At 72.9% G+C, this 19,732-nt stretch carries 16 protein-coding genes; 4 read left to right on the forward strand and 12 right to left on the reverse strand.

The window, feature by feature from the left end; translation table 11 throughout:
- Nucleotides 1–12: 12 nt before the first annotated feature.
- Genes JAV76_RS07955 through JAV76_RS07975 form a run of 5 tightly spaced genes read right to left on the reverse strand, consistent with a single transcriptional unit; the run spans nucleotide 13 to nucleotide 4,140 of the window.
- Nucleotides 13–924: an FKBP-type peptidyl-prolyl cis-trans isomerase gene (locus tag JAV76_RS07955; protein WP_198733508.1), complete on the reverse strand. Its 912-nt coding sequence runs from the start codon at nucleotides 922–924 to the stop codon at nucleotides 13–15.
- 49 nt (nucleotides 925–973) lie between these two features.
- Nucleotides 974–2,338: a Pup--protein ligase gene (pafA, locus tag JAV76_RS07960; RefSeq protein WP_198733509.1), complete on the reverse strand. Its 1,365-nt coding sequence runs from the start codon at nucleotides 2,336–2,338 to the stop codon at nucleotides 974–976.
- 48 nt (nucleotides 2,339–2,386) lie between these two features.
- Nucleotides 2,387–3,085, reverse strand: a complete 699-nt coding sequence (gene prcA, locus JAV76_RS07965) for a proteasome subunit alpha (protein ID WP_198733510.1) — start codon at nucleotides 3,083–3,085, stop codon at nucleotides 2,387–2,389.
- Nucleotides 3,082–3,942 (reverse strand): proteasome subunit beta, encoded by an 861-nt coding sequence (gene prcB, locus JAV76_RS07970; RefSeq protein ID WP_198733511.1) that lies wholly within the window; start codon nucleotides 3,940–3,942, stop codon nucleotides 3,082–3,084. The genes prcA and prcB overlap by 4 nt, the downstream gene beginning before the upstream one ends.
- Before the next feature lie 6 nt (nucleotides 3,943–3,948).
- A complete protein-coding gene (locus JAV76_RS07975) occupies nucleotides 3,949–4,140 on the reverse strand; it encodes a ubiquitin-like protein Pup (protein ID WP_198733512.1) in 192 nt (63 codons plus the stop codon).
- 187 nt (nucleotides 4,141–4,327) lie between these two features.
- On the opposite strand from JAV76_RS07975, the gene JAV76_RS07980 reads away from it, so the two are divergent.
- Complete coding sequence (locus tag JAV76_RS07980; RefSeq protein WP_198733513.1) at nucleotides 4,328–8,110, forward strand: SCO7613 C-terminal domain-containing membrane protein; 3,783 nt, start codon at nucleotides 4,328–4,330, stop codon at nucleotides 8,108–8,110.
- A 25-nt stretch (nucleotides 8,111–8,135) separates the two neighbouring features.
- On the opposite strand, the gene dop is transcribed toward JAV76_RS07980, so the two are convergent.
- The 4 genes from dop to JAV76_RS08000 all read right to left on the reverse strand — a co-directional run bounded on the left by dop (nucleotide 8,136) and on the right by JAV76_RS08000 (nucleotide 13,788).
- Nucleotides 8,136–9,728: a depupylase/deamidase Dop gene (gene dop / locus JAV76_RS07985; RefSeq protein ID WP_230402050.1), complete on the reverse strand. Its 1,593-nt coding sequence runs from the start codon at nucleotides 9,726–9,728 to the stop codon at nucleotides 8,136–8,138.
- Between the two features lie 105 nt (nucleotides 9,729–9,833).
- A complete protein-coding gene (gene arc, locus JAV76_RS07990; RefSeq protein WP_372403335.1) occupies nucleotides 9,834–11,519 on the reverse strand; it encodes a proteasome ATPase in 1,686 nt (561 codons plus the stop codon).
- A 40-nt stretch (nucleotides 11,520–11,559) separates the two neighbouring features.
- A complete protein-coding gene (locus tag JAV76_RS07995) occupies nucleotides 11,560–12,666 on the reverse strand; it encodes a tRNA (adenine-N1)-methyltransferase (RefSeq protein WP_307844081.1) in 1,107 nt (368 codons plus the stop codon).
- 6 nt (nucleotides 12,667–12,672) lie between these two features.
- Entirely contained in the window at nucleotides 12,673–13,788 is a 1,116-nt protein-coding gene (locus JAV76_RS08000; protein ID WP_198733514.1) for a site-2 protease family protein, read from the reverse strand.
- Between the two features lie 51 nt (nucleotides 13,789–13,839).
- Here JAV76_RS08000 and JAV76_RS08005 point away from each other — a divergent pair, with 51 nt between their 5' ends.
- Nucleotides 13,840–14,778 carry a RecB family exonuclease gene (locus JAV76_RS08005; RefSeq protein ID WP_198733515.1) on the forward strand — a complete coding sequence of 313 codons (939 nt, stop codon included), beginning with the start codon at nucleotides 13,840–13,842 and terminating at the stop codon, nucleotides 14,776–14,778.
- Here JAV76_RS08005 and JAV76_RS08010 read toward each other — a convergent pair.
- A complete protein-coding gene (locus JAV76_RS08010; RefSeq protein ID WP_198733516.1) occupies nucleotides 14,747–15,517 on the reverse strand; it encodes an HAD family hydrolase in 771 nt (256 codons plus the stop codon). The genes JAV76_RS08005 and JAV76_RS08010 overlap by 32 nt on opposite strands.
- 70 nt (nucleotides 15,518–15,587) lie before the next feature.
- Between JAV76_RS08010 and JAV76_RS08015 the strand changes: the two genes are divergently transcribed.
- On the forward strand, nucleotides 15,588–16,454 hold the full coding sequence (locus tag JAV76_RS08015; RefSeq protein ID WP_198733517.1) for a PAC2 family protein: 867 nt from the start codon (nucleotides 15,588–15,590) through the stop codon (nucleotides 16,452–16,454).
- A 23-nt stretch (nucleotides 16,455–16,477) separates the two neighbouring features.
- Here JAV76_RS08015 and mshC read toward each other — a convergent pair whose 3' ends face one another.
- Both mshC and JAV76_RS08025 read right to left on the reverse strand, forming a co-directional pair.
- Complete coding sequence (mshC, locus tag JAV76_RS08020) at nucleotides 16,478–17,755, reverse strand: cysteine--1-D-myo-inosityl 2-amino-2-deoxy-alpha-D-glucopyranoside ligase (protein WP_198733518.1); 1,278 nt, start codon at nucleotides 17,753–17,755, stop codon at nucleotides 16,478–16,480.
- 44 nt (nucleotides 17,756–17,799) lie between these two features.
- Entirely contained in the window at nucleotides 17,800–18,657 is an 858-nt protein-coding gene (locus JAV76_RS08025; RefSeq protein WP_198733519.1) for an undecaprenyl-diphosphate phosphatase, read from the reverse strand.
- 101 nt (nucleotides 18,658–18,758) lie between these two features.
- Here JAV76_RS08025 and JAV76_RS08030 point away from each other — a divergent pair.
- On the forward strand, nucleotides 18,759–19,732 hold a 974-nt coding region (locus JAV76_RS08030), incomplete at its 3' end, for an aldo/keto reductase (RefSeq protein WP_198733520.1).

Raw genomic sequence — 19,732 nt, forward strand, 5'->3', positions numbered from 1 at the left:
TGGGGGTGCGGGTCAGGCCGGTGGTGGGACGGGTGAGGTCCCGAGGATGTCGACGACGTAGACGAGAGTCTCTGTGGAGAGCTCGTTGCCGCTGGGCCCGAACGCCTGCCCGGGAGGGACCACGAGCATCACCTGGCTGCCGACGAACAGTCCTTCGAGACCGTCCTCCACACCCTCGATGAGCTGGTCGAGACCGATGGTCACGGTCTCGGGGAGGAGGTCGGCACCCCACGTGGTGTCGATGACCTCACCGGTGGACCACTTCACGGCGACGTACCGGATGACGACCTGCTGTCCCGCGACCACCTGGTCGCCGGTCCCCCGGATGATCTGGTGCACGACGGCGTTCGCCGGGGCGGGGACCTCGGCGGGGATCGTCACGGTCGGGCTGCCGTCGGGTCCGTGGGACACGCTGGGCAGGCCGTCGCCCGGGGAGACGGGTTCTCCGACGGCCCGGGTGGGCAGCACGTCGATGCTCATGACGAGCGGAACGTCGTCGGTCTCGACGACGTGGAGGATGCGGCTGCCGACCGTGGCGCCCGAGAGCGTCGCGTAGAGGTCGGACCCGATGGCCTCGGGAGCGAGGAGGTAGCTCTGCGGCACCGAGGCGAAGTCGTCGCGGAGGACGGACGCGTCACGGCCGTCCTCCGAGTAGATGCGCACGAGGACGGGCGCACCGTCCACCAGGGGGTCCCCGTCCCCCTCCCACAGGACTTCGGTGAAGGGCTCGTCGAGGTCAAGAGGAACCGGGTACGTGAAGGTCGGGGCCTGCCCACCGGGGCCCGTGGCCTCGACCACGGGGCCGGGGGCCTCGGTCGCCGTCGGGGCCTCCTCGGGCGGCGGCGCGCACGCCGCGAGCGCCGTCACCGCGACCAGCGCCCCGCACAGGGCGGTCGTCAGTGTTCTCGGGGTCCGTGATCGCATAGGGACGGATCTTACCGACGGTCCCTGGACGTCCGGTGACAGCGGGTCGTCACATGCTCTGGATGAGGCGCTCCACCCGGTCGTCGACGCTCTGGAACGGGTCCTTGCACAGGACGGTGCGCTGGGCCTGGTCGTTGAGCTTGAGGTGCACCCAGTCGACCGTGTAGTCGCGCCGGGCCTCCTGGGCCTTGCGCACGAAGTCTCCTCGGAGCTTCGCGCGAGTGGTCTGCGGCGGGACCGCGGTCGACTCGAGGATCTCGATGTCCGTCGTGACGCGCTCCACCATCCCGCGAGCGGCGAGGAGGTTGTAGAGCCCCTCCGACCTCGAGATGTCGTGATAGGCGAGGTCGAGGCGGGCGATCCTCGGGTCGGACAGCTCGAGCGAGTGCTTCTCCTGGTACCGGCGCACGAGCTTGTGCTTGATGACCCAGTCGAGCTCGCGGTCCACGGTGGACAGGTCGCCCGTCTCGAGCGCGACGAGCCCACGCTCCCAGAGGTCGAACACCCGCTCGTCCATGGGTGACGGGTCGGCGTTCGCCTCGACGAGGTCCCGCACCCGCACCAGGTACTCCTGCTGGAGCTCGACGGCTGTCGCGGTCCGTCCCGACGCGAGGGTCACGGGCGCCTTGCCCGTCATGTCGTGACTGATCTCACGGATCGCCCGGATCGGGTTCTCGAGAGCCATGTCCCGCATGGGGACGCCCGCCTCGATGAGGCGCAGCACCATGTCGGTGGCCCCGACCTTGAGCATCGTCGTGGGCTCGGCCATGGAGGAGTCGCCGACGATGACGTGCAACCTGCGGTACCGCTCCGCGTCGGCGTGCGGTTCGTCGCGCGTGTTGATGATGGGCCGCGAGCGTGTGGTGGCGCTCGAGACGGACTCCCAGATGTGGTCGGCCCGCTGGGAGAGGCAGAACGTCGCGCCCTTGGACGAGGGCAGGATCTTCCCGGCACCGGTGAGGACCTGGCGGGTGATGAGGAAGGGGACGAGGATGTCGGCGAGCCGGGAGAAGTCGCCCTGGCGCCGCACGAGGTAGTTCTCGTGGCAGCCGTAGGAGTTCCCGGCGGAGTCCGTGTTGTTCTTGAACAGGTGGACGGTGCCGGGGATTCCCTCGAGGTCGAGGCGCTGCTGGGCGTCGGCGACGAGCCCTTCGAGGATGCGTTCGCCTCCCCGGTCGTACGACACGAGCTGGCGGATGTCGTCGCACTCGGCGGTCGCGTACTCGGGGTGGGACCCGACGTCGAGGTAGAGGCGTGACCCGTTGCGCAGGAAGACGTTCGAGGACCGACCCCAGGCGACGACCTTGCGGAACAGGTAGCGGGCGACCTCGTCCGCGGAGAGTCCCGGCCCGTCGGGCGTCGCGCACGTCACCCCGTACTCGGTCTCGAGCCCGAAGATCCGACGACTGCTCATGGTGTGCTCATCTCGGTGGTGTGTGCTCGTCGCGGGTGCGGTCGTCCGTCAGGGGCCGAGGAGCTCGTCGAGCGGAAGGCCTGTGATCCGGCGGAACGCGCGGCGGGGTCGGGACCGGTCGAGGACCGCGACCTCGAGGGACGACGCCGCGAGGTCCCTCGGGGCGGCGGACTCGTCGCCCGGGGTGGCGAGGACGCGTCGGACGAGGTGGAGCACGTCGGTGAGGGGCATGTCTGGCTGCCACCCGTCCGCGAGGACGTCGCCGAGCTGCTCGGCCTGGCCGCCCATGACGACGTACCCGTGCTCGTCGGCGACGGACCCGTCGTAGGAGAGGCGGTAGATCTGGTCGTCGACGGCGCGGGCACCGACCTCCGCGACGACCAGCTCGACCTCCAAGGGTTTGGACTCCGTGGTGAAGACCGTGCCGAGGGTCTGCGCGTAGGCGTTGGCGAGGCCGCGGGCGCTCACGTCGGACCTGTCGTAGGAGTACCCCCGGAGGTCCGCGTAGCGCACCCCGGCGACGCGGAGGTTCTCGAACTCGTTGTACTTGCCGACGGCCGCGAAGGCGATGCGGTCGTAGATCTCCGAGATCTTGTGAAGCGCGCGCGACGGGTTCTCCGTGGCGAACGCGATCCCACCGTCGTACGCGGCGACGACGACGGAGCGGCCGCGGGCGATGCCCTTGCGCGCGTAGTCGGCCCGGTCCTTCATGAGCTGCTCGGGCGAGACGTAGAACGGCATGCTCATCGCAGGTCACCTCCGTGCTGTCGGCCGTGGACCCTCCGGGCGGCCCGCACGTCGCGGGTGCGCTCGGCGAGGATGGCCTCGACCGTGGCCTCGAGCTCGTCGGCCTGCACGCGTTCGAACCCGTCGGCGGTGACGCGGGCCACCACGGGCCAGATCTTGCGCACGCGGTCGGGGCCGCCGGTGGCGGAGTCGTCGTCCGCGGCGTCGACGAGCGCCTCCACGGCGACACGGACAGCACCGGAGGGGTCCAGCCCGGGGCGCCACAGCTTCTTCAGCGACCCGCGGGCGAAGAGGGACCCGGACCCGACGCTGTGGTGCTCGTGCTCCTCGTAGCGCCCACCCGTGACGTCGTACGAGAAGATCCGGCCGAGTCCCTCGTCGACGTCGAAGCCCGCGAAGAGAGGGACCACTGCGAGCCCCTGCATGGCGAGGCCGAGGTTCCCCCGGATCATCGTCGAGAGGCGGTTGGCCTTGCCGTCGAGCGACAGCGCCGCGCCCTCGATCTTCTCGTAGTGCTCGAGCTCGAGCTGGAAGAGCCGCACGAGCTCGAGGGCGATCCCGGCCGCACCGGCGATCCCGACGGCCGAGTGGTCGTCCGCGGGGAAGACCTTCTCGATCTCACGGTTGGCGATGACCGAGCCCGCGGTGGCCCGCCGGTCACCGGCCATGACCACGCCACCGTCGAACGTCACGGCGACGATCGTCGTCCCGTGAGGCGTCAGCGGCACCTCGCCCCCGGGCGTGTGCCGGGCGCCCGGCAGGAGATCGGGCGCGTGGGACGCGAGGAACTCGACGAACGACGAGGAGCCCGGCGTGGTGAACGCCCGAGGCAGCCGGCCCGTGGCTTCATGTTCCATCGGCGGTCACTGACCGCCCTTCTGGACGAACCCGCGGACGAAGGACTCCGCGTTGGACTCGAGGACCTCGTCGATCTCCTCCAGGAGGGAGTCGACCTCGGTGTCCTGGGCAGCGGGGGCGACCGGGGCGCGAGGGGTCTCGGGCTCCTCCGGCGTCTCGTCCCTGGCCGAGCGCTGCTGACGTTCCTTCCCTGCCATGCCGTTCCTCCTCGTCCTCACGAACACCGTGACGAACTCCCATCTAACCCCATGGCGGACGGCGACGGGCGACCGGCTCGCAGACAGGCGCGACGTTCTCGTCCACGGACGGCAGCCACGGAGCGTCGTCCACAGGGGAGTTCTCACCAGTGCGCTCGAGCACCCCGGTAGGGCAGGATCGGGCGCCATGACCACCACGCCCCCGCCCACCGACCCGGGGGCGTCCTCCCGATGGGTCGACCGCGCCCTCCTCACCGACCCCACGCGGTGCCCGGCCTGCGGCGCACCGCTGCACGGCGGGAGCTGCAGCACCTGCGGCCTCTCGTTGTCCGACGACGAGGGCACCCGCCTGTGGGCCCTGTCCTCGGAGGCCGCGGACGCCATCGACCGCCGCCAGACGTACCTCGGGTCGGTCGTCGAACGAGCGGCCGCCCGACGTGCCGAGCAAGCCGCCTCCGGGCAGGCAGCAGCCCGCGGTGCCGCCACCCTGCCCGCAGCCGTCAGGCAGCCGGGCGCAGCACTTTCCCCCCGTCCGGCGCCACACCGTCCAGGAACCGCGCCGGCCGCACGATGGGCGTCCTCCGCACCCGACGTCGCGGTCCCGGGGCCGCGGAGCTCGATGCGACTGCAGACCGTGCTGCTCCTGCTCGGAGTCGTCCTCCTCGGCGGGGCGAGCATCACGTTCCTCGCCTTCTCCTGGGGCGAGATGCCCCTGGCCGCGCGGGCGCTCGTGGTCGCGGGTGCCACCGCCGGAGTCTTCACGGGCGCTCACCTCGCCGGCCGAAGGGGACTGAGGTCGTCAGCGGAGGCGGTCGCGACCCTCGGCACCCTCCTCGTCCTCCTCGACGCCTGGGCGGTCCGCGCCACCGGACTGGTCGACGGTCTCCACGGGGCCGTGTACGCGGCGATCGCGCTCCTCGTCTGCTCGGGTCTCCTCGTGGCGCTCGGCTCCCGCCTGGGTCTCGTCGCCCCACGGATCGCCGGGGTCGTCCTCCTCCCCCACGTCGCCGCTGCACTCCTCCCGCTCGCCGGGTCCGTGGTCGCAGGGACCCTCCTCGTGCTCGCGGCCTGCGCCGTCGCCATGGTCCGCGCCCTGCCCGGTGTCCACCGGTTCGCGCGCATCGTGCTGGACGTCCAGGCGTGGGCCTACCTCGCCACGACGCTGACATGGGTCGCAGCCACCACGATCGAGCAGGGCGCGGTCACCGGTGCGCTCGTCCTCCTCCTGACGGCGGCGGTCGCCTGGGCGTGGGCCGTCGTCGCAGCACCGGGGCCCCTGTCACGCTCCGCGTGGGCGATCACCGCCGGGGCGGGTGCCGCATCAGGGACCTCGCTCCTCGCCGCCGGCCCGCTCGGGAGGATCGACGCACCCTCGATCCTGTGGATCACGACCGCGGCCTCCGTGCTCACGGCGATCGCGCTCGGGGTCGGCGGGCGCCGGTCCGGTCGCGGGACACCTGTCGCCACGGCCGCCTTCGGGGCGTGGTGCGTCGCGCTGCTCAGCACCGCGGTGCCGGCCGTCGCGGTGGCCGTCCTCCTCCTCGAGGTCAGCGGCGGGTACGCCGCACCCGTCGGGCACCCGGTCCTCCTCGCCGCACTGGTGAGCATCGCGGTCCTCAGCATCGGCGCGGCCGCCAGCCGGAGCACCGTGGCACACCCGACGTTCCTCGCGCACACCGCCCGATGGTCGGCCGCGCTCCTGCTGCTCGGGCTCGCGCTCCTCGCGCCGGCCGGGGCGTGGCGCGCCACCGCCTGGCTCGTCGTCGCACTCTCTGCGGCTGCCCTCGGGTCCCGCACGCCGCGGTCGTGGCGCGCCTCGTCCCGGGCCGCCGCAGCGTGCGCCGCGCTCCTCGCGCTGCGGACGGGCGTCGAGGCCGTCGAGGGGATGCACCCCGGGCTCGACGTGCCGGACGGACGCTGGCTCGTCACCGCGGCTCTCGTCACGGCAGCGCTGCTCGTCCTCTCCGCCCGCGGATGGGTGACGCCCGGCCCGACGTCCTCGGTGACCCGGGCCGTCCTCCTCGCTTCCGCCCTCCTCCTCGCAGCGACGGCGATCGGGGTCTCGGCGGTCACGCTCTCCGGCGCCCGGTCCGTCGGGTGGTACGTCGCCTCGCTCCCCGCGTCCCTCCTCACGCTCCTCGCCCTCCGGTCGCGGCGACCGAGCACCGCCCCACGCCGCCGGTGGCACCACGCCGACCTGGGGGCGATCCTCGTCGCCTCCGCGCTCCTCGCAGTCCCGGCGACGGTCGCATCCGTCCTCGAACCCGACGTCCTTGCGGCACGGACCCCGGCAGCCCCGCTCCCCGTCTGGGTGCTTGCGCTCGCCACGCTCACCGCGGTCGCGATCCTCGGACAGGTCCTGCTCGTCCTCACCACGAGCACCGTCGACGGCCCACGGTCCGCGCCCCCGGGCTCCTCGGCGTGGGCCGCTCGAGCGGCAGCGGCCTGCACGCCCGTCGCGGCGCTCCTCGTCATGCTCACGGGCAGGTCGTACGGCTTCGGACCACGCGTCGAGTGGTCCCTCGTCGCGCTCGTCGTCCTCACCGCCTGCGTCGTCCTCGCCGGCTCCGCGTACCGGCGACTCGGCACGGCACGCCCCGTCCTCGAGATCTCGACCGCGACCTGCGCAGCACTCGTCCTCCTCCTCCTGCCCACCCACGGGCAGCTCCTCGTCCTCGCCCTCCTCCTGTGCTCCGTCGGCACCACCGCCTGGGCCCTCACCCCCGGACGTGCCCGGCTCGGTTGGGCTGCCCTCACGCTCGCCGTCCTCGGGTCATGGGTCCAGCTCGACGAGTCCCGGGTGCAGACCGTCGAGGCGTACACCGCACCGGCAGCAACCGCCCTCCTCCTCGTCGGCCTGTGGCACGCCACGCGCGGACGGCACGGGACACCACCGCTCCTCGCGGGGATCCTCCTGCTCGTCCTCCCGACCGCCCTCCTGACCCCGACCACCGAGCCCTGGCGGCAGCTCGTCTCCCTCGGTGCGGCCCTCGTGCTCGCCACGACCGTGCAGACCCTCCTCGGGCGCACCGAGAGGTCCGGCGACAACACCGTCCGCGGGTCGGGCGCCCTGCGCACCGTGCAGCTCCTCACGCTCCTCGGCCTCGTCACCTCGACCGTGGCGATCGGCGGCCGCGCCCTGGTGGTCGCCGGCGGCACGACCCCGACCGGGCCCTCCGACTCCCCCTGGCTGCTCGTCCCCTCCGCCGTGGTCCTCACGGCGCTCTTCACCTGGTTCGTGGGTCGCACCCTGCCGACGCCCCCCACCCTCCGACCGGCGGTGTGGGGACCCAGCCTCGTCGCCCTCGTCGGGACAGCACCCCTGGGCCTCCTGATCCTCGAGGACCAGATCTCCCGGGACGCAGCACCCTGGGTCGTCGCCGCTCTCGTCGGGGCCTGGGGCGCAGCCACCGTCCTCGGCACACCACCGGGCCGCCCTCGGGTCCGGGACACCCAGGACCTCGTCCTGCGGACGCTGCCCCCGGTCATCGGCGCCTACGCGAGCGTCGTCCTCCTCGGTCCCGGCACCGGGGCGCGCCTCGACCTCCTGTTCCTCCTCGCAGGCCTCCTCGTCACGCTCGTCACCGTCAGGGCGGCACAGACCATCCCCACGACGACCACGTGGCAGACCGTCCACCTCGGCGCCCTCGGCACCCTGGTGCCCACCACCCTGTCCATGATCGCGACCCCGGACGCCGCACGGGTGACCCTCGCCGTCGTCCTCGCGACGGCATGGGTCCTCGCAGGCCTCCGCCTCCGGTGGCAGTCACCCGTCGCGCTCGGCGGCGCCGCGCTCCTCCTCCAGGCCTTCGTGCTCCTCGGGCGTCCGACGCTCGCCGTCCTGGCTGGCGCCCCCGGGTGGCTGGTCCTCGCCGTGACAGGTGGTGTCCTCCTCGCCCTCGGGTTCACCTACGAGCGACAGCTCGCCTCGGCGCGCGCCACAGCGCGCCGGTTCGCCGACCTGCGCTGACCGGGCCAGGGCGCCTCGGGAGGCCTCAGGCGAGGAGCGCCTCGAGGAACTGGGCCGGGTCCTCGTGCGCGTCGAAGAGGGCACCGACGTGCCTGCGCGTGCCCCGCCACGGGTCCATCATGGGAACCCTCTGGAGGGAGGGCGCGCCCGGCAGGTCGAACACCACGGAGTCCCAGCTCGCCGCCGACACGACCGTGCCGAACCGTGCCATCGCCTCGCCCCGGAAGAACGCACGGGTGTCCTCGGGCGGATGGGCCACCGCCCACTCGACCTGCTGGTCCGTCACGAGCCGCTCCGCAGCGCCCGCCCCCACCACCCGGTGGTACACCGACCGCTCCGGACGGACGTCCGACCACTGCAGGTCGAGCGCCGCGAGACGCGGGTGGTCCCACGCGAGACCGTCCCGCGAGCGCATCGCGTCGAGCACCCTGAGCTTGCCGAGCCACTCCACCTCGCGCGCGCACGACGCCCGGTCCGAGACGAGCCGGTCCAGCACGGACGCCCACCGGTCGACCACCTCACGGGTGTCGTCGTCCCAGCCGTCGAGGACGTCGAGCGCACGGGTCAGGGCCGCCACGTAGCCGTCCTGGACCTCGAGAGCGGTCAGGTGACGGCCGTCGGCCATCTCCAGGCGGCGCGTGAGGTCCAGGTCGCGGCTCACCGCCTGCACCGCCGGGACGGGGTCGGCGAGCCGGAGGGCCACGAGCTCGGCGCGCAGGCCCGGTACCCGGTCCAGGTTCTCCAGCGCCCACAGCACGAGCGACGTCGACCCGGTCTTGAGGAACGTCGACGTCTCGTAGAGGTTGGCATCACCGATGATGAGGTGCAGGCGCCGCCACCGCGTGCGGTCGGCGTGCGGCTCGTCGCGCGTGTTGACGATGGGCCTGCGCAGTGTGGTCTCGAGCCCGACCTCGGCCTCCATGAAGTCCGCACGCTGCGAGAGCTGGAACCCCGCCTCCGCGCCGGTCGCCCCGAGGCCGACGCGGCCCGACCCCGCGAACACCGTGCGCGTCACGAGGAACGCCGTGAGGAGCTCGACGATCACACCGAACGGCAGGTCACGCTCCACGAGGTAGTTCTCGTGGGTGCCGTAGCTCGCTCCCTTGCCGTCGGTGTTGTTCTTGTACAGCTGGAGGTCCACGCCCATGGTCGACGAGAGCTCTCGTGCCGCGGCGAGGACCACGCGTTCGCCCGCGACGTCCCACCGCACGAGGTCGCGCGGTGTCGTGACCTCGGGCGACGAGTACTCGGGGTGCGCATGGTCGACGTACAGGCGGGCGCCGTTGGTGAGGATCGCGTTCGCCGCGCTGGGGTCGTCGTAGGTCTCGACGGTGGGGCGCTCGATCTCCTGGAGCCGCTCGTCGTCACGCCTCGAGGGCCCCGACGGCGCGGGATGCGCGGGGGCGTCCGTGAGGAGGGACGGGTGCGCCGCGGCGCGCTGGACGTGGAAGCCACGGGCGTCCATGAGGGGGTCCTCGTCGACGTAGTCCCACCTGGCGCGTCCGCGAGCCGAGGAGCTGATGGCCCGGTACGCGGTGACGACCTGGCTCGACATGAGCATCGGGTTGGCCCCGGGGTCCCCCTTGCGCAGCACGCCGTACTCGGTCTCGATGCCCATCACGCGTCGCACAGTCACGGCCCCAACCCTAGTCGGAGCCGTGCAGGGCCCGCCGATGACGGGCCCAGCACCGACCTGCCACGACCCTGTCTGGGCCCGGGCAGGTCAAAGGTACTGGCCGGTGCTCGTCGCCGTGTCGATGGTTCGGGCGGCGCCGGCACGGCCGGTGCCCCGCTTGTCCTGGACGATGGTGCGGATGAAGACGATGCGCTCTCCCTTCTTCCCGGAGATGCGCGCCCAGTCGTCGGGGTTGGTCGTGTTGGGGAGGTCCTCGTTCTCCTTGAACTCGTCGACGCAGGCGGTGACGAGGTGCTCCACCCGGATCCCTCGCTCGCCCGTGGCGAGGAAGTCCTTGATCGCGGACTTCTTGGCCCGGTCGACGATGTTCTGGATCATGGCCCCGGAGTTGAAGTCCTTGAAGTACAGGACCTCCTTGTCGCCCGACGCGTAGGTCACCTCGAGGAACTGGTTCTCCTCGCCGTCCGAGTACATGCGCTCCACGACCCGTTGGATCATGGCGTCCACCGCCGCCGCCGGGTCGCCGTCGTGCTCGGCCACGTCGTCGGCGTGCACGGGCAGGTCCGGGGTGAGGTACTTCCCGAAGATCTCCCGGGCGCCCTCCGCGTCGGGCCTCTCGATCTTGATCTTCACGTCGAGCCGCCCGGGGCGCAGGATCGCCGGGTCGATCATGTCCTCGCGGTTGGACGCCCCGATGACGATGACGTTGTCGAGTCGCTCGACCCCATCGATCTCGCTGAGGAGCTGCGGCACGATGGTCGTCTCCACGTCGGACGACAGCCCGGTGCCCCGGGTGCGGAACAGGGACTCCATCTCGTCGAAGAAGACGACGACCGGGTTGCCCTGCGAGGCCTTCTCGCGGGCACGGGCGAAGATGAGGCGGATGTGGCGCTCGGTCTCGCCGACGTACTTGTTGAGGAGCTCGGGTCCCTTGACGTTGAGGAAGAAGCTCTTGGCCTGGGCAGCGGTCTGCGCGGCGTCCCCACCTGCAGCCCCCCCGTCGGTGCCGCGTTCCCGGACCGCCGACGCGAGCGAGCTCGCGACGGCCTTCGCGATGAGCGTCTTCCCGCACCCGGGCGGCCCGTACAGGAGGATCCCCTTGGGTGGTCGCAGCCCGTGCTCGCGGAAGAGGTCCGGGTGGTTGAACGGCAGCTCGACGGCGTCACGGATCTGCTCGATCTGCGGGCCGAGCCCCCCGATGTCCGAGTAGTCGATGTCGGGAACCTCCTCGAGGACGAGCTCCTCGACCTCCGCCGACGGGATCCGCTCGAACACGAACCCGGCGCGGGTGTCGACGGTGAGCGCGTCGCCGACACGCAGCGGCCCGTCGACGAGAGGGCCGGCGAGCCGGACCACCCGCTCGTCGTCCGCGCGCCCGACGACGAGGGCACGGTGGTCGTCGAGGACCTCCTTGACGGTGACGAGCTCGCCGACCGTCTCGAAACCCCCCGCCGCGACGACCGTGAGGGCCTCGTTGAGCGCGACCTCCTGGCCGGGACGGAGCGCACCGAGCTCGACGCCGGGGCTCGCGTTGACGTGCATCTTCCGTCCGGCGGACATGACGTCGACCGTCCCGTCGTCGTGCGCCCCGAGGAAGACCGCGTACGTGCCCGGGGGTTTCGCCAGCTCCTCGATCTGCTGCTGCAGCTCCACGATCTTGCCGCGGGCCTCGCCGAGCACCTGGACGAGGCGCTCGTTCTGGGCGGAGAGCGTCGCGAGCCTCCGGGTGCTCTCGTCGGACTCGCGGGACGACGTCGATGACATGTCACTCATGGAGAACGCACCTCTTCTCGCTGACCGGGCTCTGACCCTGTCACATATCGTCGCCGACAGGCGGACCGTCCGCACGCGTGTCCGTCGACGGCCCGTCGACCTGGAGCGCCGCGTCCACCTCGTGACCCGCGTCCTGCCCGCCCTGGCCGTCGAGCGCCTGGGTGACGTCCCGACGCACGCGCCGCACCTTCTTGTCGGAGACGGGACGCTCGCCGAGCTCCTCCGGGCTCCACTCCGCGTCCACCGGGTACGCGCCCTTCGAGGGACGACGACGGCGGACCGGCGCCTGGACGCCGTCGGCCATGCGTCGTGCGGTGAGGAGGAACCCGGTGTGCCCCACCATGCGGTGCTGCGGCCGGACCGCGAGGCCCTCGAGGTGCCAGCCGCGGACCATGGTCTCCCACGCCTCGGGCTCGGTGTAGCGACCGTCCTCGCGGAGGTCCTCGGCGAGGCGGGAGAGCTGCGTGGTGGTCGCCACGTAGCAGACGAGCACCCCACCGGGGGCGAGGGCCGTGGCGACGGCCTCGAGGTTCTCCCACGGCGCGAGCATGTCGAGCACCACGCGGTCGACGGTCCCAGGCTCCGCGACGGTGGGCAGGACGTCGGAGAGGTCACCGACGGACAGGTCCCACGCCGGGTGCGGCCCCCCGAAGAGGAGCTCGACGTTGGCGCGGGCGATGTCCGCGAAGTCCTCACGGCGCTCGATGGACCGCACGGACCCGCCGTCGCCGACGGCGCGGAGCAGGGACAGCGTGAGCGCCCCGGACCCGACGCCCGCCTCGACGACGCGCGCACCGGGGTAGATGTCGGCCATCGCGACGATCTGCCCGGCGTCCTTGGGGTACACGACCGCGGCGCCGCGCGGCATGGACAGCGTGTAGTCGCTGAGGAGCGGACGCAGCGCCAGGTACTCCACACCAGAGGTCGTCGTGACGACGGACCCCTCGGGCATCCCGAGGATGTCGTCGTGCGAGAAGAAGCCGCGGTGGGTGTGGAAGGCAGCACCTGCGGCGAGCGTGATCGTGTGCAGGCGCCCCCGCGGGTCGGTGAGCTGGACGCGGTCACCGGGGCGGAACGGACCTCGTCGCTGCGCGGCCCCGGTGGGCGTCTCGGGGGCGTCGGGCTGCGGTGTCAGGTCTTCGGTCACAACGGGTCAGTCTAGGCGCACCGCCCGGGCGACGTCCGTCGCCCGCACGAGACCGACCACGGTGCCCGCGTCGACGACGACCAGGGTGTCGGTGCGGCGTGCGAGACCGACCACGGCGGAGTGGAGCGCGATGCCGCACAGGCCCGCGTCGAGCGTGGCGCCGGGTGGGAGGGGGACGCCGACGGCCCACGCCGGGGTGGTGTCCGCGGTGTGGTCGGGGACGGCGGCGAGCGCGTCCTCGTCGACGTACCCGACGGGGTGGGTCCCGCTGACGAGCACCGCGCGGGTGGCCGGGGCGACGTGCGCGCGGGCGGCGTGGACGTCGGCGACGCTCGCGTCGGCGGGGACGGCCAGGGCCGGTGCCGCCAGGGCGGCGAGGTCGAGCCGTTCGACGCGGGCCCGGCGTCGACCGGAGGTGAGGGCCTGAGTCGCGGCGGTCCACATGAAGGCTCCGACGAACGCGACCCAGGCGACGAGGAGGAGGTTGACCTGCTGCCCCCGTGCCGTGGGGACGGCGATGGCGAGCGCGACGACGAGGACGGCGATGATGCGGCCGGTCCAGGCGGCGACGACGGTGCCGCGCAGCCGCGACCCGGTGAGCGCCCAGGTCGCGGCCTCGGTGATCTGCCCGCCGTCGAGCGGGAGACCAGGGAGGAGGTTGAAGGCGCCGACGGCGGCGTTCGCGTAGGCGGTGACGTAGAGCAGGAGCGCGAGGAGCCCGGCGGAGGGTTGGGTCTGGTAGAGCGCCCAGGCCGCACCCGCGAGGGCGAGGTTGGTGGCGGGGCCGACGACGGCGACGAGCGCGCTGGACGCCGGTGTGGCGCTCACGTCCGTGAAGGAGGTGTGGCCTCCCCACACCGTGAGGGCGAGCTCCTGGACGCGCATGCCGCGGCTGCGGGCCACGAGGGCGTGCGCGAGCTCGTGCAGGAACACGGAGACCATGAGCACGACGACGAGGAGGAACGACCCGAGGACGGCCTGCGGCCCGAGCGACGGTGCGAGGGTGCGGACGGTGGGGACGAACAGGACGGTGAGGAGCGCCACCATGATCAGCGCGGAGGGCTGCAGGACCACCGGTGCACCCGCGGCCCGGCCGACCACCCATCCTGCGCGCTTGTCCACAGCCACACAGTACGTGTCCTCGCTGCGGGTGGTTGACCCTAGGCTCGATGCATGACCGTCGACCCCTCCTCGCTCGTGAGCGACGCCGTCCCGCTGCCCGTGGCCGTCCCTGCTGCCGGCGAGGCCCGGGGCGATGTCCGCGAGGAGCGCCGTCGCCGCCCCGGGCTGTCGCCGTCCCGCGCGAACGACTTCGCGCAGTGCCCGTTGCTCTTCCGCTACCGCGTGGTGGACCGGCTCCCGGAGCCGCCCAGCTCGGCTGCCGTGCGCGGCACGCTCGTGCACTCGGTCCTCGAGCGTCTGTACGACGCCCCCCTCGGGGAGCGGACGGTGGCGCACGCGGAGAGCCTCCTGCCCGGGGAGTGGGCGCGCCTGCAGGAGGCGCAGCCCGAGTACGGGTCGCTCTTCGGGTCGTCCGAGGAGATGTCGACATGGCTGGGCACCGCGGGCAGCCTGGTGCGCACGTACTTCACGCTCGAGGACCCGAACCGCCTGGAACCTGCGGAGCGGGAGATGTTCCTCGAGTCGCAGCTCGACGGAGGTCCGCTGCTCCGGGGCGTCGTCGACCGCCTGGACGTCGCGCCCGACGGCGCGGTGCGGGTGGTGGACTACAAGTCGGGGAAGTCCCCGCGGGCCGGGTACGCGAGCTCCGCGGAGTTCCAGATGCGCTTCTACGGCCTGGTCGTGTGGCGCGAGCGTGGCGTGGTGCCCCGCATGCTCCAGCTCGTGTACCTCGGAGACGGCCAGGTGCTCCGCAACGAGCCGGCGGAGGCCGACCTCCTCGCCACGGAGCGTCGCATCCGGTCCGTGTGGGGGCAGATCCAGTCGGCGGGGGCGTCGGGCGACTTCCGGCCCCGCCGCACGCCGTTGTGCGGGTGGTGCGCGCACAAGGCCCTGTGCCCGGAGTTCGGCGGGACCCCACCGGTCCTCGAGCCGGACGCGGTGGAGCGCGCGCTCGGCGTCAGGCCGACGGAGCAGACAGCAGGTCGATGACCTCGCCGCCCAGCACCCGGTCGTAGAACTCCGGGGTGAGGGAGTCGAGCGACCGGACCCGGTTGAGCCGCGGGTCGTCGGGCAGGGGGACCATGACCTCGATCCCGACCGGCACCGCGCCGCACGCGAGCGCCGCCCCGACCCCCGACGGTGAGTCCTCGACGACGACGCAGTCCTCGACGGGCACGCCGAGGAGGTCGGCGGCCGTGAGGTACGCCTCGGGGTGCGGCTTGCCGTGCGTGACGTCGTCACCCGCCACCACGGCGTCGAAGGTGCCTGCGGGGGCGCGGTCCACGAACACGCCCGCGAGGGACCGGAACGACATGGTCACGAGGGCGCACGGGATCCCGGCGGCACGCAGCCGGGCGAGCGCGGCGACGGCACCCGGCTGCCAGGGCACCTCGGCGGCGACCGCGGACGACACGCGGGAGATGAGGAAGTCGATGATCGCCGGGATCTCGAGGGGGACGCCGAGCCCCTGGAAGAAGGCAGCCGCACGAGGCAGCGGGCTGCCCACGAGCGTGAGGCCCTGCTCGTGGGTCCACGGGATGCCGAACCCCGCGAGCAGCTCGGTCTCGGCAGCGATCCAGTACTGCTCCGAGTCGATGAGGGTGCCGTCCATGTCCCACAGGACCGCACGCGGTCGTCGCAGACCGGTCCCCCACGTCTCGGACGTGTCGCCCGAGGGCTGGGCGGGGTCGGGTCCGGGCACGGTGGCGCTGCTGGTCGTCGGGGGCATGCCCGCATGATATCGGGCGGTTCCGGGCCGCTGTGCGCCGCGTGCGGGCGGGTGGTCCTAGGCTGGTGCGATGACCGAACCACACACCCGTCCTGCCGGGGCCCCCGTGCCCGAGGAGCCGGACGCGATCCTGCTCGCCGCGTTCGAGGGGTGGAACGACGCCGGAAGCGCCGCGAGCTCCGCCCTCCTCCACCTGAGCGAGCTCTGGGGTGCCGAGCGCGTCGACGAGCTCGACCCCGAGGAGTACCACGACTTCCAGGTGAACCGGCCGGTCTCGACCGTCGGCGACTCCGGCGCCCGCGAGCTCACGTGGCCCACCACGACCGTGTCGGTCGCCACCGCCCCGACGAGCGGCCGGCGCGTGGTGCTCGTCCACGGGATCGAGCCCTCGATGCGGTGGCGCAGCTACTGCGCGGAGATCCTCGAGATCGCCGCGAGCCTGGGCACCCGGACGGTCGTCACCCTGGGAGCGCTCCTCGCGGACGTACCGCACACCCGCCCCATCCCGGTGACGCTCACGTCGGACGACCCCGCGGTCCAGGCCCTGCTCGAGGTGGAGGCCAGCACCTACGAGGGACCGACCGGCATCACCGGCGTCCTCCACCACGAGGCGCAGGACGCCGGGTTCCACTCGCTCGCGGTGTGGGCGGCCGTCCCCCACTACGTGGCGCACCCGCCGTCGCCCAAGGCGACCGTGGCGCTCCTCACCCGTCTGGAGACGTTCCTGGGTGAGCCGATCCCGCTGGGCGACCTCCCGGAGGACGCCGAGGCATGGCAGCACGGCGTCGACGAGCTCGCCTCGGAGGACTCCGAGATCGCGGAGTACGTCCAGCAGCTCGAGGAGGCCAAGGACACCGCCGAGCTGCCCGAGGCGTCGGGCGAGGCCATCGCGCGCGAGTTCGAGCAGTACCTCAGGCGCCGCGACAAGGGCTCCTGAGGTCGGGTCGACGGGCCGCGCGGCTAGAGCCGGACGCCGAGCAGGGCGTCGACCGTGCGGGCGACGACACCGGGGGCGCCCTCGTCCTCGTGGTCGTCGCCCTCGAGACACCGCGTCGCCCATGCATCGACGGCCGCGAGCGCCGTCGGTGCATCGAGGTCGTCGGCCAGCGCGGCACGGACGGCCGCGAGGGTGGACTCCGCCTCTGGTCCTCCGTTGCCGGAGACGGCGGCACGCCACGTCCGCAGGCGCCGCTCCCCCGTCTCGAGGTCGGCGTCCGTCCACTCCCAGTCGCTGCGGAAGTGGTGCGCGAGGAGCGCGAGGCGCACCGCCATCGGCTCCACGCCGGAGGCCCGCAGGCGCGACACGAAGACGAGGTTCCCACGGGACTTGCTCATCTTCTCGCCCTGATAGGCGACGAGCCCGGCGTGGACGTGGGTCCGGGCCGCGGCGCCGCGCACGTCGCCGTCGCCGAGGACCCGTGCATGGGAGGTGCTCATCTCGTGGTGCGGGAAGAGGAGGTCGGCGCCGCCACCCTGGACGTCGAAGGGCAGGCCGAGGGCCGAGCGGGCGATGACGGCGCACTCGACGTGCCACCCCGGGCGCCCCGAGCCGAGCACCCCGCCGTCCCACGTGGGCTCGCCGTCCCGTTCCCTGCGCCACAGCAGCGGGTCGAGGGCGTCGCGCTTGCCGGCGCGGTCAGGGTCTCCGCCGCGCTCCGCGAAGAGCGCCCGCATGGTCTCGCGGTCCATCCCGGCGACGGCACCGAAGGACGGGTCGACGGACAGGTCCGCGTACACGTCACCCAGCTCCGGGTCGGCACCGCCGGCACCGGCCTCGAGCGGCACCCGGTACGCCGCGCCTGCGTCGAGCATCGCCGAGACGGCCGCCGCGACGGGTTCGACGGTCTCGACGGCTCCGAGGTAGACGTCGGGCGGCACGACGCCGAGGGCGGTCATGTCCTCGCCGAACAGGGCCCCCTGCTCGGCGGCGAGGGTGCGCCACTCCACGCCGGTGGCCGTCGCCCGCTCGAGGAGCGGGTCGTCGACGTCCGTGACGTTCGACGCGTACGTCACGTCGAGACCTGCGTCGAGCCAGGCGCGGACGAGGAGGTCGAAGCCGACGTACGTGGCGGCGTGGCCGATGTGCGTCGCATCGTACGGCGTGATGCCGCACACGTAGATGGTGGCCGTCGGCCCGGGGGCCGCGACGACGAGGTCACCGGTGGTGCTGTCGACGACACGGACGGTCCCGCCGTGTCCGGGGAGGGTGGGGATCTGAGGAGCGGGCCAGCTGAGCACGGACCCAGACTATCCGGGATCCGGCACCGGCCGGGCCGCTGCGGTCAGACCCCGCCCTCGGCGTCCAGGACGCCCACGAGCAGCAGGACGACGACGACGACGGCGAGGCCGATGCGGTACTGGACGAACGGCTTGTAGCTGAAGCTCGAGACGATCTTGAGGAAGACGATGATCACGAGGTAGCCGACGACGAACGCGACGAGGGTCGCGATGAACGTCGCTCCTGCTCCCGGAGCGCCCGGGACCGGGTCCCCGGAGAAGAGCTTGTAGAAGCCGGAGCCCATGACGGCGGGGATCGCGAGGAGGAAGGAGTAGCGGGCCGCGGCCTCGCGGGAGTACCCCATGAGGAGGCCCGCGGTGATGGTGCCGCCGGAGCGCGACACGCCCGGGATGAGCGCCAGGGACTGCGCGAGCCCGAAGTAGAGGGCGTGGCGCGGGGTGAGCTCGCCGAGCGGCTTGACCTTGCGGCCGTGCTTGTCGGCCCACCCGAGCGCCAGGCCGAACACGACGAGCATGAGGGCGGTGAGGTAGAGGTTGCGGAACGTGTGGTCGATCGAGTCCTCGAGGAGCAGACCGAAGACGACGATCGGGATGCTGCCGAGACCGATGTACCAGCCCATCTGGGCGTCGTGGTCGTGGGCTCCCATGCGGTCCCGCCACGTGGTCCCGTGGTCCCCTCGCACGGATCTCCACCAGGCCGAGCAGATCGTCGCGATGTCGCGCCGGAAGTACAGGATCACGGCTGCCTCGGTCCCGATCTGGGTGATGGCCGTGAAGGCCGCCCCCGGATCGGAGGACCCGATGAGGTCACCGACGATGCGCAGGTGCGCGCTCGAGGAGATGGGGAGGAACTCGGTCAGACCCTGGACGAGGCCGAGGATGATTGCTTCGAACGCGTTCACGTCGGGACACGTTACAGCCCGCCGGGGCGTCCTGGTGCACACCTCGCAGAAGCGACGACACGGACGGCCGCGCGAGGGGCAGGCCCAGTAGTCTGCCGAGCATGGAACTCCGTCGTCTCGGCCGCACCGGTCTGCACGTCTCCGCGCTCGGTCTCGGCACCATGACGTGGGGGCGGGACACCGACGAGCAGGACGCGGAGGACCTCGTCCGCGAGTTCGCCGCCGCGGGCGGCACGCTCGTCGACACGGCGGCGTCGTACTCGGACGGCCGCAGCGAGGAGATCCTCGGCGGCGTGCTGGGCCGCGTGGTGCCGCGGGACGAGCTCGTGCTGTGCACCAAGGGTGGCGTGCGACGGACCCGGACGGGCGGGGTCGTGGACGCGTCCCGCGGGTCCCTGCTCGCGTCCCTGGACGCCTCGCTGGCCCGCCTGGGGACGGACCACGTCGACCTCTTCCTCGTCCAGGCTCCCGACGCGGGCACCCGGCTCGAGGAGACCGTCTCCGCGCTGCGGACGGCGGTGACGAGCGGACGGGCCCGCTACGTGGGGTTGTCGAACCACGCCGGGTGGCAGACCGGTCTGGCCGCCGGGCTCCTCGCCGCGCACCGGGACGTCGAGCTGGCGGCCGTCCAGGTGGAGCACTCGATGCTGTGCCGGTCGGCGGAGGTGGAGATGCTCGGTGCGGCAGAGGCCCTCGGTGCGGGGGTCCTCGGGTGGTCGACGCTGGGTCGTGGCGTGCTCACGGGCAAGTACCGTCGCGCGCTGCCCCCGGAGTCGCGGGGCGCGTCCGCGCACCTGGCGGGTTTCGTGGAGCCGTACCTCGACGAGCGGGCCTCGTCGGTCGTCGACGCGCTCTGCACCGCCGCGCGCGGGCTCGAGCGCGAGCCCCTGGAGGTGGCGCTGGCATGGGCCCTTGCACGCCCCCGCGTCTCGGCGAGCCTGGTCGGCCCGCGCACCCCGGCCCAGCTGCGGACGTGCCTCGCCGCGACGGACCTCGAGCTCCCGCCGGAGGTCGCGGCGGCGCGCCCCGACGGGAGAGCCCCCCCGCCCCACCCCGGGGGTGGGGGGCGGCCCCC

Source organism: Sanguibacter suaedae (genome assembly GCF_016342785.1).
GTDB classification, from domain to species: Bacteria; Actinomycetota; Actinomycetes; order Actinomycetales; family Cellulomonadaceae; genus Sanguibacter; species Sanguibacter suaedae.

Coding starts and splice junctions, on each gene's coding strand:
- JAV76_RS08015 (WP_198733517.1), top strand. CDS start 15,588: ATGACCGAACCACACACCCGTCCTGCCGGGGCCCCCGTGCCCGAGGAG.
- JAV76_RS07975 (WP_198733512.1), bottom strand. CDS start 4,140: ATGGCAGGGAAGGAACGTCAGCAGCGCTCGGCCAGGGACGAGACGCCG.
- prcB (WP_198733511.1), bottom strand. CDS start 3,942: ATGGAACATGAAGCCACGGGCCGGCTGCCTCGGGCGTTCACCACGCCG.
- JAV76_RS07980 (WP_198733513.1), top strand. CDS start 4,328: ATGACCACCACGCCCCCGCCCACCGACCCGGGGGCGTCCTCCCGATGG.
- JAV76_RS07955 (WP_198733508.1), bottom strand. CDS start 924: ATGCGATCACGGACCCCGAGAACACTGACGACCGCCCTGTGCGGGGCG.
- JAV76_RS08010 (WP_198733516.1), bottom strand. CDS start 15,517: ATGCCCCCGACGACCAGCAGCGCCACCGTGCCCGGACCCGACCCCGCC.
- arc (WP_372403335.1), bottom strand. CDS start 11,519: ATGAGTGACATGTCATCGACGTCGTCCCGCGAGTCCGACGAGAGCACC.
- prcA (WP_198733510.1), bottom strand. CDS start 3,085: ATGAGCATGCCGTTCTACGTCTCGCCCGAGCAGCTCATGAAGGACCGG.
- pafA (WP_198733509.1), bottom strand. CDS start 2,338: ATGAGCAGTCGTCGGATCTTCGGGCTCGAGACCGAGTACGGGGTGACG.
- JAV76_RS08005 (WP_198733515.1), top strand. CDS start 13,840: ATGACCGTCGACCCCTCCTCGCTCGTGAGCGACGCCGTCCCGCTGCCC.
- dop (WP_230402050.1), bottom strand. CDS start 9,728: ATGGGCATCGAGACCGAGTACGGCGTGCTGCGCAAGGGGGACCCCGGG.